The organism is Parasedimentitalea psychrophila, assembly GCF_030285785.1.
Classification (GTDB): Bacteria; Pseudomonadota; Alphaproteobacteria; order Rhodobacterales; family Rhodobacteraceae; genus Parasedimentitalea; species Parasedimentitalea psychrophila.
Genome location: NZ_CP127247.1, coordinates 2859731 through 2872814 on the forward strand (window position 1 = coordinate 2859731; position 13084 = coordinate 2872814).

General features: G+C 53.5%; 9 protein-coding genes and 4 pseudogenes. 6 read left to right on the top strand and 7 right to left on the bottom strand.

Annotation, left to right across the window (positions count from 1 at the left end; all coding sequences use genetic code 11):
* Positions 1–3 precede the first annotated feature (3 nt).
* Positions 4–3645: a PAS-domain containing protein gene (locus QPJ95_RS13935; protein ID WP_270921115.1), complete on the bottom strand. Its 3642-nt coding sequence runs from the start codon at positions 3643–3645 to the stop codon at positions 4–6.
* Positions 3646–3771: 126 nt separating this feature from the next.
* Here QPJ95_RS13935 and QPJ95_RS13940 point away from each other — a divergent pair, with 126 nt between their 5' ends.
* The 3 genes and pseudogenes from QPJ95_RS13940 to QPJ95_RS13950 all read left to right on the top strand — a co-directional run.
* Positions 3772–4536: a phospholipase effector Tle1 domain-containing protein gene (locus tag QPJ95_RS13940; protein ID WP_270921116.1), complete on the top strand. Its 765-nt coding sequence runs from the start codon at positions 3772–3774 to the stop codon at positions 4534–4536.
* A 36-nt stretch (positions 4537–4572) separates the two neighbouring features.
* Positions 4573–4830 (top strand): hypothetical protein, encoded by a 258-nt coding sequence (locus QPJ95_RS13945; protein WP_270921117.1) that lies wholly within the window; start codon positions 4573–4575, stop codon positions 4828–4830.
* Between the two features lie 44 nt (positions 4831–4874).
* Positions 4875–5258, top strand: a pseudogene (locus QPJ95_RS13950) (IS5 family transposase); the annotation flags it as partial.
* Here the strand turns inward: QPJ95_RS13950 and QPJ95_RS13955 are convergent.
* Positions 5255–6350, bottom strand: a pseudogene (locus tag QPJ95_RS13955) (IS3 family transposase); the annotation flags it as partial. The pseudogenes QPJ95_RS13950 and QPJ95_RS13955 sit on opposite strands and share 4 nt — an antisense overlap.
* A 166-nt stretch (positions 6351–6516) precedes the next feature.
* On the opposite strand from QPJ95_RS13955, the gene QPJ95_RS13960 reads away from it, so the two are divergent.
* On the top strand, positions 6517–7158 hold the full coding sequence (locus QPJ95_RS13960) for a hypothetical protein (protein WP_270921055.1): 642 nt from the start codon (positions 6517–6519) through the stop codon (positions 7156–7158).
* A gap of 202 nt (positions 7159–7360) precedes the next feature.
* A pseudogene (locus QPJ95_RS13965) lies at positions 7361–8431 on the top strand (IS110 family transposase).
* 184 nt (positions 8432–8615) lie between these two features.
* On the opposite strand, the gene QPJ95_RS13970 reads toward QPJ95_RS13965, so the two are convergent.
* From QPJ95_RS13970 to QPJ95_RS13990, 5 genes and pseudogenes are all read right to left on the bottom strand, one after another.
* Positions 8616–10337 carry a SulP family inorganic anion transporter gene (locus QPJ95_RS13970; RefSeq protein WP_270921056.1) on the bottom strand — a complete coding sequence of 574 codons (1722 nt, stop codon included), beginning with the start codon at positions 10335–10337 and terminating at the stop codon, positions 8616–8618.
* A 146-nt stretch (positions 10338–10483) separates the two neighbouring features.
* Positions 10484–10811 (bottom strand): annotated as a pseudogene (locus QPJ95_RS24225) (beta-lactamase hydrolase domain-containing protein).
* Between the two features lie 11 nt (positions 10812–10822).
* The gene (locus tag QPJ95_RS13980) at positions 10823–11248 is read right to left on the bottom strand and encodes a DUF6691 family protein (RefSeq protein ID WP_270921058.1); all 426 of its coding nucleotides are present in this window, start codon (positions 11246–11248) and stop codon (positions 10823–10825) included.
* Entirely contained in the window at positions 11248–11673 is a 426-nt protein-coding gene (locus QPJ95_RS13985) for a YeeE/YedE family protein (RefSeq protein WP_270921064.1), read from the bottom strand. The genes QPJ95_RS13980 and QPJ95_RS13985 overlap by 1 nt, the downstream gene beginning before the upstream one ends.
* A 5-nt stretch (positions 11674–11678) precedes the next feature.
* Positions 11679–12542: an MBL fold metallo-hydrolase gene (locus QPJ95_RS13990; protein WP_270921059.1), complete on the bottom strand. Its 864-nt coding sequence runs from the start codon at positions 12540–12542 to the stop codon at positions 11679–11681.
* 141 nt (positions 12543–12683) lie between these two features.
* Here QPJ95_RS13990 and QPJ95_RS13995 point away from each other — a divergent pair, with 141 nt between their 5' ends.
* The gene (locus QPJ95_RS13995; protein WP_270921060.1) at positions 12684–13010 is read left to right on the top strand and encodes an ArsR/SmtB family transcription factor; all 327 of its coding nucleotides are present in this window, start codon (positions 12684–12686) and stop codon (positions 13008–13010) included.
* The last annotated feature ends 74 nt before the right edge of the window (positions 13011–13084 follow it).

A 13084-nucleotide genomic window follows, 5' to 3' on the forward strand; every position in this document is an offset into this window, starting at 1 on the left:
CCCCTATTGAGCATCGTGGGCGGTATGCTTGGGAAGAGACAGGCAAAAAACTGTGCCTTTGTTCAATTTCGTTTGAAAACTCAACTCGCCGCCATGCTGCTTAACTATATCAAAACTCATCGACAGGCCTAAACCTGTCCCTTCTCCCGTTGGTTTTGTGGTAAAAAATGGATTGAAAATCTTATCTCTGGCGTCTTCCGGGATACCGCCACCATTGTCAGAGATCATGACCAGATACTGCTCGCCTTTCTGCACCGTTGACACCACCAGTTTGGCGGGATCACCACCAGATTTGGAATGTTTCACCGCCTCGTACATGCCATTGCCACACAGGTTTAGAATCACTCTTTGCAAGTCCTGCGGCAGGCATTCAACTTGCCCCACATCCTCTGACAATTCGAGTTGCAGATCGACATTGAACCCTTTGTCTGCGGCGCGGGCCCCGTGAAAGGCCAAATTCAAACCCTCTTGGGTCAGCGCATTCAGGTCCACGATGTGTTTCTCGCTAGAGCCTTCGCGCGAATGCAGCAGCATGTTCTTGACGATGCTGTCGGCGCGGCGTCCATGCTGATCGATTTTTAGCAGGTTGTTCTTGACGGTGGCTAACAAATCTTCGGCATCGTCCCGATCGTCTTCGCTCAACGCGGAAATCGGACCTTCCAGAACTTCGGCCAGCTCTTCCATCATCTCGGCAGACAATTTGGCGAAATTGTTCACAAAGTTCAGCGGGTTCTTGATCTCGTGTGCGATCCCGGCGGTTAATTGCCCAAGGCTGGCCATCTTCTCTGCGTGTACCAATCTCTGTTGCGCGTTCTTCAATTCCTGCAAAGCGGATTCGGCTTTGTCGCGCGCTCGTGAAATTTCAGATATGTCAAAATAGGTCAGCATCCTGCCACCATCTGGTAACGCGACACATTGATAGCTCACAACAGTGCCATCCTTCCGACGCACTTCGGTTGGCGCAATGTTTCCAGCCTGAATGGCCAGGATCCGGTTGTCCAGCCATTCGTCCCAGTCGTCAGGTTCCACGTCATAATAGCCTCTATTTTGGACATAGGATATCAACTCCCGGGCGCTGGGATGCTCTTTGATGAATTCTGGTGAAATATTCCAAATTTGGCCAAATGCCCGATTTGTGATCCGCGCGCGCAGATCCGGACCCATGAACATGATGCCATAGTCGATATTGTCGAGCACCGCATTGAACTCGGCTAAAGCGGATCTCTGCTTTTCCTCGGCCTGCTTACGCTCGGTCACATCAGTGTAAGTCGAGACAAAACCACCGCCTTCGATGGGCATTCCCACGACTTCGATAACCACTCCGTCCGGGCGTGTGCGTTCGAACCGGTGCGGTTCAAACTTGGCAGACAATTCCAAACGCTCGCGAACCTGCTCATCAACGTTCCCGGGGCCATATTCGCCGCGTTCCGCATTGTAGCGGAACGCTTGTTCCATTGAGAAACCTGCTGCAAACTTTTCCGTCGGAAGGTCCATTAATTCGAGGAATTTCTGGTTAAGAGCCATGGTGTTCAGGTCCCGGTCAACCATCGTGATACCTTGGCCCATGTTCTCCATGGTGGATTTCAGAATGATCGACTGCTTTTCGATCTCCATTTGGCTGGTTTTCAATTCTGTTACATCGGTGTAAATCGAAACGATCCCGCCATCTTTGGTGCGATGATCGGTAATTTGCAGCCATTGCCCATCAATCAGTTGCTCGCGACTGTCTCCAATCGCTGCCAGCCGCTTTTCGGCAATCGCCGCCAGATAGCTAGGAACGTCACCTTCAGACAGCGGGAACAACCCGCGTCCCAGACCAGCCGCAATAATGTCGGTGAACAAGGCGCCCGGTGCGACGACATCCCCCAGTTTCGAAAAATACTCGCGATACCGCGCATTACATGTGACCAAACGGTCGTCAGCCCCCCACAATGCGAATCCCGATGAAATCGCCTCAATCGCTTCCTCAAACCGTTGCCGCGCGGCCTGGGCTTCGTCTTCGCGGCGTTTGAATTCTGTGATGTCGGTATACACCAACACTCGACCACCGTCGGGCATCGTCCGTTCGTTCAGCAAAATCCACTTGCCATTGGCCAGCTCCAACTCCCACTTGGCAACGGGTTGCTTCCATGCCTCTACACGCGACTTGACCCATGCATCCACCCCGTCCGGATGGGGTTGAAACATCCCCAGATTATACCCGTCGCGGATCATGTCGAAAAAAGAACGCCCGACCACGATCACATCTGACAAATCAGCTCCGCCCGCCGCGTCGCCGAATATTTCTACATAGCGCTCGTTGAACAATTCCACGTGATCGTCGGGGTTAATCAGCAAAATGCCATCTGAGATCGTGCTCAGCGAGGTCATCAAACGCGATTTGGTTCGTTCCAGCTCCGATTCTGCTTGGCGTATTTCGGTAATGTCACGAATAGCGCCAACAAGACGCACAACACGGCCCTGGCTGTCTCTTTCACCTACACTACGGTCACTCACCCACCTGTAGCCGCCTGCCTTGGCACGCAGGCGGTAAGTCAGCTCGACGGAGTCAGTCTGCTCTTTAAAATGGTCGCGAATTGCGGCAATGTAATTGGGCCGATCGTTTGGGTGCAAACAGTCCGCCCATATCCTTGAAGGTCCAGTTCCAACCTTCAGACCCAGCAATTGGGTCAGATTGTCAGACAAATAAAGCACGTCATCGGTGACGTTCCAGTCAAAAAAGCCATCACTTGATGCACGCGTAACAAGGGAGTATCGCTCTTCGCTTGCTGCCAGCGCAGCATCTTTCCGGACGCGCTCACCGATGTCACGAACCGCCGCTACCATCCGCGTGGTTCTGCCATCGCTGTTTCTGATCGATGTGCCATGATCCGATACCCACATCCATTGACCAGAGGCGTCTCTGAGCCGGTACTCGCACTCCCATCTAGGCTGGGCGCCTGATCTGTGTTCTTGCAACGTTGATTGATAATGCGCCAGATCATTGGGATGGATCAGCCGCTCCCACGACCAGTCGCGGATCCCGTCCGCCTTTAATTCCAACCCCAGGAAGGCCCCCAAACGTTCAGACGCATAAAAGCGATCTTCTTCAATGTGCCAGTCGTAAATAGCCTCTTCAGCCGCTTCAGACACCAGCGCATACCGCTCTTCGCTGGCCTGTAACGCGCGTTCAGCGTTTCGCTCGGCTGTGCAATCCTGAAACGTTACAATCAATCCGCCAGACGATGTGTGGCGATATCGGATTTGAAGGATTTGACCGCTGGCCAATTCCCGTTCCAGCTCACGTTCGCCAGACGTTGTGATTTCGGCAATCCGTTCAGCAACCTGATCGTCGCTTGCACCGGGCCCAAAATCGCCCCGCTCAGCATTGAACAACAGTAAGTTCTGCAGGCTGACGCCATGCCGACATAAAACTTTAGGGTATTGCCTCAGCGCACGAAAGGCCGAGTTACAAAATGTCAGCTGCAGATCGCTGTCAAAAATTCCGACGCCCACGCTCAGAAGCTCCAAGCCTTCTTCCGCGTACACTGGCTCAGTTACCATCATATACCCCGAGGTTCCCGAAACAATAGGAACAGATAAAGGGTTGCATACAAAATTCTCTTTGTTGTTTGAGCTCCATCGCTTGCGCGTATTGTGCGACATAAGCCGTTTCCGATGTCGGGCAATGATGGAGCTACAATAATTTTTTTTGGCTCGAGAAACTCCCGCCTAGGTTGCTGCTTTATAGGACGATAAACATCCGCACCCGTGATCTAGGGTCACCGAGATATGTCATTCAATTCGATTGCCTGCTTTCTTCGCCGCAGTGCAGAATTGAGTTTGCGCGGTGAACGGCCGCTAATGGGATGTACCGGCTCCGCCCCCCATCGGGTTAAACTGTGTTTGTTTCACCCGCCAGGGTTCGAAGCCAATGTCGAACAGACTGTCACACATTTGGCCCACAACTACACGCCGCAAGCTCAAATCTTCATATATGGTTTCAGCCGAGGTGCGGCGCAGGCGCGGGCCATGACGCGGTTTCTGAGTTGGATGGGCGGCGTGCCCGCCAAGTCTGATGCCTACTACATTCCCGAATTCTTCCGCCACTACATTGCCAAGCGCGGTTTGGGATCCCCTTATGACATAAAGAACTCGAAAGGCGAAACGCCGGCCGAACGAATGGTGCCACTAAATGTCACATTTTTAGGGGTTTGGGATACTGTCATGGCCCTTGGCTCCCGCTTCCGCTCTGATGGGACGACGTCCGTTGAAGAGAAGTCCTTTCACGTCGGTACAAAGCCCGCGACATGCGTGCAGCACGCACGACAGGCGATTGCAATTGACGAAAAACGTGCAGATTTTAGTTCAGAAATCTGGCTGGAACCGACGAATGGTCAGACGCTCGAGCAACGCTGGTTCGCTGGAGCACATGCTAACGTTGGAGGATCCTATGGCAATGACGGGATCGCCAATTGTGCGCTGCATTGGATAGTCGACGAGGCGAAGACTCATGGCTTGGATGTCGACGAGGCATTTCTTGAGAAATACCGATGATTTTCGCGTGACATTCTAGGCGATCCGTACACGCTGATGTACCGCCTCGCCGACACCCTTCGCTGCAAAAGTAACAACGGAAAGCGCGTTCTTAAAGGCTATCCCGAAACGGCCAATCTCTCGATCGACCCGTTCGCAATTGAACGATTTTGCAGCGATCCTGCCGATTATCCGAAGACAATGTCTCAACCCGACCGTCCCGAAGAACTGGTAAAGATCGCCAAGGTCCATGCAAATGATGCAAAGGCGTGGATCGAGAGCTACGGTCTTAACCGGCTTTGTTGCACAAATTGATTGAGGGGATTCATCTCGTGAATCCAGCGTGATAACTGACGGTCATGGGCAGCTGGACACCGACGACTTATAAGACCAAGAACTGGTCGAACTATAACCTTTCCCTGAAGCGGCGCGGGTCTTTATCAATCTGGTTTGACACAGAGATGGTGTGGGAGGCGAAGCCTTCAGGCCAACGTGGACGTCAGCAGGCTTATAGCGATGCGGCGATACAAGCATGCCTGACCATCAAAGTGCTGTTCGGCTTGCCTTTGAGGCAGGCGACCGGGTTTGTGGAAAGCCTACTGGAACTGGTCGGGCTCGACTGGGCGGTACCAGATTTCAGCACCTTGTGTCGACGACAGAAATTGTTGTCTGTTGCCATTCCATACCGGGGTTCACCGGGACCATTGCACCTTCTGATAGACAGCACTGGCATCAAAGCCGAGATGCCCTTGTCTTGCAGCCATTCCGCCAGTTCCCCTGAGACGTAGCTGGAACCGTTATCACTCAGCAGGCGTGGCTTGTGGACGACATGAACTTGGTCACATCCCGATGCTTCCAAAGCCAAGTCCAACGTATCGGTGACGTCTTGTGTTCTCATGTTCGTGCAAAGCTTCCATGAGATGATGTACCGGCTGTAATCGTCCAAGATCGTGCTGAGATAAAACCAACCCCAGCCGATGATCTTCAGATATGTGAAGTCCGTCTGCCACAACTGGTTGATGGCTGTGGTTTTGTCTTTGAACTCGCTCGCCGCCTTTATAACGATGAAGGCGGGGCTGGTGATCAGATCGTGCGCCTTCAAGATCCGATACGTCGAAGCCTCTGATACGAAATAGCTTTCTCGATCCGTGAACGTCACTGCCAGTTCACGTGGCGACAACTCGGTCTCGTTCAGCGCCAACTTCACGACCTTGCGCCGTATCGCGTCCGGAATACGGTTCCAGACGTGTTTGGGCTTCGGCGATTGATCCTGCAGTCCAGCTTCGCCGCGCTGCAAATACCTATCGTACCAACGATAGAAAGTGGTGCGTGGGATGCCCAACTTGGCCAATGTCAGGCGGGCCGACAGATGCGATCCCTCAACCAGCCTGATGATCTCTAACTTCTCAGATGCAGGGTATCTCATTCGCGGCCGTCCCCACCGTCGAACATGCTTTTTTTAAGCAAACGGAGTTCGAGCGTTTGTTCCGCCACAACTTCCTTCAGATCACGCGCTTCACGGCGCAGATCCTTCACTTCGTCGGTGTTTGCAGCGCGTGCAGTATCGCCAGACAGCCGCTTCTTGCCAGCTTCCATGAAGTCTTTCGACCATTTGTAGTAGATGCCTTGGGAAATGCCCTCACGACGGCACAGCTCAGCAATGCTGTCTTCGCCACGAAGGCCATCCAGGACGATCCTGATCTTCTCTTCGGATGAGTAATGCTTGCGCCCCTCTCACACATGCTGCGCATGTGCTGCCGGGCAGGGGTGGCCCGCTTGATATCTTTGACGATCTTCTCGCCAGGGCTTTTGCCTGTTCCAGTTGTATGTCTCATGTTCCACTCCTCAGTGGTTACGATGAGCCAGAAACACTCTCTTATCAAATAACGCTATTTGGACCCATAGGCGCTGACGTCAGACACAGATCCGCCTTGAAGGCGGCGACTGTTCGACCGACAGCTTCTGCTACCCCAACACCTGAACGTGAGTATTGAACCGTCTATGGCCGCCCTTTGGTGGGCGGTCATCGCCTCGGGTGCGTATCACGGGATGAACCCGGGGATGGGTTGGCCCCTTTCTGTGTCTGCGGCGCTGATGGAAGGTCGGAGATCAGCGCTTGTTACAGCGTTGGCAATGCTTGCGCTTGGACATTTCCTTGCGATGTCTGCAATTCTATTCCCTTTCTCGGCGATGATAACACTTCTGGACTGGCAGCGTGAAATCCGCGTCGCAGCAGGGCTTTTGGTGATGACGGTCGGCGCGTATTTGCTGATCAATCGACGCCATCCTAGATTTCTGGCACGGGTCAAACCAACCCGTCTCGCCCTTTGGTCTTTCCTCGCCGCAATGGCCCATGGTGCGGGCTTGATGCTGCTACCGATCTATTTGGGTTTGTGCCAGAAAGAAGAGCTGGACACCGGGCATCAGGCTGCGACTGAGTTGATGTCCGGCAACATCGAGACAGCGTTGACAGTTGCAATCGTTCACACTGTATTCATGACTTTATCAGGTGGGGTATTGGCCGTAGGTGTGTACAGTTGGCTCGGCCTGAAATTCCTGTCGAAGACTTGGTTCAACATGGATGCCCTCTGGGCTCTGAGCTTACTCATTGTGGGCCTAATCGGAGTTTGGACAGCCATATAGTATAACTATTTGGTTTCATGGATTAACAACCGACGTCGCGATCCGGTTATTAGGTCTGCGGTTTGGTTCGAAGGGCTGCTTGTGTGCTCTGACCGGAAGTCCGAAACGATGACCCTCAAGGTCGGCTAATGGGATGTACCGGCTACGCCCCCCAATCGGGTAAACTGTGCTTGTTTCACCCGCCACCAGAGGAGACGTAGCCATGAGTTCGAAGAAGACGGAAATCAAGATTGAGGCGCTGATGTCAGTTGGTATCGATATCGGAAAGGACGTGTTCCATTTGGTAGGGTTTGATCCTGATGGAAATGTTGTTGTGCGCCAGAAGATCAAACGAATGGCGTTGGAAAAGACATTTGAGAAACTGCCATCCTGCATCGTTGGGATGGAAGCCTGCCTCAGCGCCCACTTTGTTAGCCGATCACTGCGCAAGTTGGGCTTTGAGCCACGCATCATTCCCGCCATCTAGTTTAAGCCGTTCAATAAAGGGCAAAAGAACGATGACAACGATGCGGAGGCCATCGCAGAAGCCGCGCTTCGTCCCAATCTGAAAACCGTTCCCGAGAAGAGCCAAGACCAGCTCGATTTACAAGCGTTGCATCGGGTCAGATCGCGTTTGGTGTCACGCCGGACCGCAACCATCAACCAGATCCGTGCGCTTTTGATTGAGCGAGGGATTACAGTTCGCAAGGGTCTGCGGGCCCTGAAGAACTCGTTTCTGACAATCCTTGAAGAGCGCAAAGATGAGATATCGCCCAGGATGCGGAAGATCCTGCTCGGCCTCTATGGGGATTGGCTGTGGATGGATGACAGGATCGATGCTGTTTCGAAAGAGATTGAGCAGATCAGCGTCTCCGAAGAAAATTGTGTGAACATCATGACAATCCCGGGCATCGGTCCGATGATATCAACGGCAATGGTTGCTGCCATCGGCACAGGGGCGGCGTTTGATCGGGGTCGTGATTTTGCGGCTTGGGTTGGCCTTGTGCCACGACAATACAGCACGGGTGGCGGAACTGTGCTCGGGCGTATCACAAAACGCGGCAGCCGATATTTGCGAGTGCTGTTTGTGCAGGCCGCCAAGGTGATCCTGATGCGCCCGCATCGCTGGCCCGACTTCAGCTTCGGTGACTGGTTGATCAGGGCCGAACCTCGCATGCATCGCAACAAGCTGGCGGTTGCCCTTGCCAATAAACTTGCACGAACAGCCTGGAGCATCCTGCACCATGGCACCACGTTCGATGCCACCAGAGACGAGGTCGCGGTCGGCGTCTAATACCCCGCCACGATCCAAAGGAGTTCGCTAAAGATCAAAAGCATGGAACGGAAATATTACGCCCCCATAGTCTGACGGCCCATTCGGTCATTATAGACCTTGCGGCTAATGAGATCACGGAGCGAGCGTAACCCCAATGCGGCCACGACCCGCGTGTCGATCAACAGGCCGGATCTTGAGACTGTTAATCGGGTGGCGGTTTGACGGGATTCAGACGGCAAGTCGCTTCATACTGATGCAGAAAAATTTCACCGGACAGGTCGGACAGGAAGTGTGATTTTTGAAGCCGATCCATTACCGGTCCTTTGACCTCGCTCAGATGCAATTTCAGGCCGTTGTCCTGAAGGCGTTGGTCGATCATCTCGAGACTTTCAAGGGCCGATGCATCAATGTAGTTCACGGCCGAACACATCAGCACAACATGTTTTAACGACGGATCTTTCGCGACTTCATCGTTGATCGTGTCTTCCAAGAACCGGGCATTTGGAAAATACAGGCTCTCGTCTATCCGCACCGACAGAACGCCACGGGTCAACACCACATCGTGACGCAGAACATTGCGAAAATGTTCAGTGCCGGGAACCTGTCCGACGATGGCATGATGCGGACGAGATGTGCGGTACAGGTACAGCATGAGCGAGAGGCTAACACCTGTTGCAATGCCAAGTTCGACCCCAAACCCCAGCGTCACTAGAATGGTTGCGAGCATGGCGCTGAAATCGGATTTTGAATAGGTCCAGATCTTCTTGATGGCACCAAGATCAACCAACGACAATACAGCAACCATGATTGTCGCTGCCAGCGTCGCTTTGGGCAGGTAATGCAGCAGCGGCGTCAGAAATACGGTTGCCAGGGCGATAGCGATCGCCGTATAGGCACCGGCCGCAGGGGTTTGCGCCCCCGCATCATGGTTCACCACCGAACGCGAAAACCCACCGGTTACCGGAAATCCGCCTGAAATCGACGATCCGATATTTGCAGCACCCAAGGCAATTAGCTCTTGGTCCGGGTCTATGCGCTGCCGACGTTTCGCGGCCAAAGTCTGCGCGACAGATACCGTTTCGACGTAACCTACAACGGATATCAGCAAGGCGGGCAAAGCCAGCTGTTTCCAAAGGCTCGCGTCAAATTCCGGCAGAGTTGGAGTCGGCAGACCCGATGGAATATGACCCACAATCGCAACACCTTGCGCCTCTAGGGAGAATATCCAAACCACCGATGTGGTCACGATCACGGCCAGAACCGGGCCGGTTTTCGCCAGACTGCCAGCCAGCTTTTCGCTCAGGCCGATGCGGACCAACAGTGGTTTCAAGTTGCCCCGCACCCAGTAGAGAAAGGCTAGCGTGGTGGCTCCAATGACAAAAGTGGGGCCATTGATGTTCGACACTTGAGCACCGATATCCTGGATCAATTCAACCAGATTGTGGCCGCTGGCGCTTACGCCAAGAATATGCTTGAGCTGGCTGAGTGCAATGATCAGACCCGAGGCGGTAATAAAGCCAGAAATCACCGGATGGCTAAGGAAGTTGGCCATAAACCCGAGCCGTGCCAGTCCCATGGTCAGCAACATCAGCCCAGACAGCAGCGCAAGCAGGATCGCCGCACCGAGGTATTCCGGCGTGCCCTGCGCCACCAGATTGCCAATCGCCGCCGTAGTCATCAGCGACGCCACGGCGACCGGTCCAACGGCCAGCGTCATCGATGTGCCGAACAGCGTGTATAGCAGCAGCGGTGCTATGGACGCATAAAGGCCGACTTCGGGCGGCAGGCCAGCAAGCAAGGCGTAAGCCAGTGACTGCGGGATCAGCATGATGGTGACAATCACAGCTGCAACAGCATCGTTGACAAACGTGTCGCGGGTGTAATTGCGAGACCAAGTCAGAATGGGAAAATAGCGGGATATCATGGTCTTCGCCTTTCGTAGGGGGGGCTGACCGAGGACCGTCAGATATCGAACATTTGCCAGTCGGGCTTTTCAGGCTGGGACGCATGCTCTCAAGGATATTCCGGCAGCTTGCACAGTGGCACGGAATTGGCTCCGCCGTGACCTTGTCAGATTGTCTGTGTCCGAGCCCACAGGCTTGCCGCCCACGCACCCGTACGGCAATAGCCGAGAACCTGACAGCTATCGTCATTCAGAATTTCCCGCAGGGCCTCAACATGTTCAAGATTAACTTCACTGGGAACCAGCGGCAGGTGGTGAAAACTCAACCCTAGCTGCGGCTTGCTGGATATCTTGCGAGGTTTCACCGGCGGACACTTCTCTGTCCGGGCGACTGCAGACAATGGTTGTGAAGCCTCTGGCGGCTAGATCTTGAACTTCAGCGACAGAAATCTGCGCCGAAGCACTAAAGTCCTTGGACAGTTGGTTGATGATCATTTTCCTTCCTTTCAGGCGGTTTGTGGAATGCGACGCTTAAGAGGAACGGCCAACCACATGCCGACGACCATGGAAGCGAAGAACAAAGCACCGCTTGTGCCGTTGAACGTCAGGGATGCCATGGCCGGGCCAGGGCAGAGACCGGCAAGCCCCCAGCCTGCACCAAATAGGAATGACCCAATGACCAGATTTCGACCAACTTTCTGTTCGGGTGGTTCGGGCAATGTGGTGCCCAGAAACGATGTTTGACGACGCTTGGCGTATTGCCAGGTGAAGAACATTGGCAGAATGGCACCGCCCAGGACAAAGGCCAGGGTCGGATCCCAGTCACCGAAAATATCCAACCAGCCTTGAACTTTGACCGTGTCAGTCATGCCTGATATAATCAGACCCAGACCAAACAAGCTGCCGCTGATGAAAGAGGATAGATTACGCATCAGATAACCCCCAGAATGTGTTTGAAAACGACGATGCTCAGACCGCCTGCCAGCAGATAAAACACGGTTGCCACCATCCCTCTCAGTGAAAGCCGCGAGATGCCGCAAACCCCATGACCGCTGGTACAGCCTCTGGCAAATCGAGTGCCAAGGCCAACCAAAATTCCAGCCGAAATCAGGATCCATGCATTCGATGTGATGTGTGTTTCAGGCGCGCCAATCATCAAGGCGACAAGACCGGGAACGGCAATAAGCCCAAGCAGGAACGTTGCACGCTCTCGCCAAGTATTACGCCCGGAACCGTCGACCAACCCGCCCAAAATTCCACTGGCGCCCATTATTCTTCCGTTCATCAGAAGATAGACGGACGCGGCGCCCCCAATCGTCAGACCTCCGAGGAGGCCGTAAACCCAACTTTGTTCAATCATGATTACAATCCATTTACTGGGAACTTGAGATAGGTCGTTCCGTTATCTTCCTCGACCGGCATCCGACCTGCACGCATGTTCACCTGCAACGATGGGATAATCAGCTTGGGCATAGCCAGACTGGCGTCCCTTGCAGAGCGCAGTTCCACAAAGTCACTTTCAGTGGTGCCGTTGCCGACGTGTTTGTTTGCCCGCTTTTGCTGACCGACCGTCGTTTCCCAGGCATAGGCATCGCGACCGGGGGCTTTGTAGTCATGGCCGACAAAAACACGGGTTTCATCGGGCAGCGCGAAGATTTTTTGAATCGAGGCGTAAAGATCGGTGGCTGATCCGCCGGGGAAATCAACACGCGCAGTGCCAAAATCCGGCATGAACAATGTGTCACCGACAAAAGCAACATCCTCGACCACGTAGGTGAGACAGGCGGGCGTGTGGCCCGGGGTGTGCAGGACCGATGCCTTCAGATTGCCGATCGAAAACGTATCACCCTGCTCAAACAACCGGTCAAATTGCGAGCCGTCGCGCTGGAATTCCGTGCCTTCATTGAAGACTTTCCCAAAAGTGTCCTGAACAACCGTGATCTTCTCGCCAATGCCGATCTTGCCGCCCAGTTTTTCTTGCAGATACGGTGCCGCAGACAAGTGATCGGCGTGCACATGTGTTTCCAAAATCCAATCGACTATCAAACTATTGTCTTTGACATAGGCGATGATGTCATCCGCCGAGCGGGTGTCGGTTCTGCCAGAGAAATAGTCAAAATCCAACACGGAATCCAAAATTGCACAGTGATTGCTTGTCGGATCTTTGACAGCAAAGGACGCTGTGTTCGTCTTTTCGTCAAAGAACGGTGTTACAACAGGGGGCATCGGTTCACTCCTTTGGCTTCGAGACTCTAGACGTCAACATATACACAAATTATAATATGTAAATATCATAGTTATAGGGATTGAAATTTGCCGTAGAGTGATGAATTATTCGCGTGGACCATCCGTAGGGGCGTGGACAGTGTGAACTCTCAAAACAGACATGATCAGCCATCATTGCCGCCGCAGAACATCGTTGGCGACAAAGCCGAAGAAGCGGCGGAGTTTCTGAAAGCTCTGGCGCACAAGGACCGGCTTTGGATTCTGTGTGAACTTGTTGAGGAAGAGAAAACCGTCTCGCAACTTGAGACGGCGCTGGACCTTCGACAGTCTTCGGTGTCGCAACATCTGGCCCGCTTCAGACACGAGGGTTTTGTGAAATCCAGACGTGAGGGTAAACAGGTTTTCTATGCGATTGCGGATCAGAGAACGCTGAAAATCATCCGGCTTTTATATGATATATTCTGTTAACAAACGCCTTTGCGGACCAACTATCGTGTCGGTTTGCAGCAGGGCGAATGACCGCGTTTGCCATTGTGCTGGAA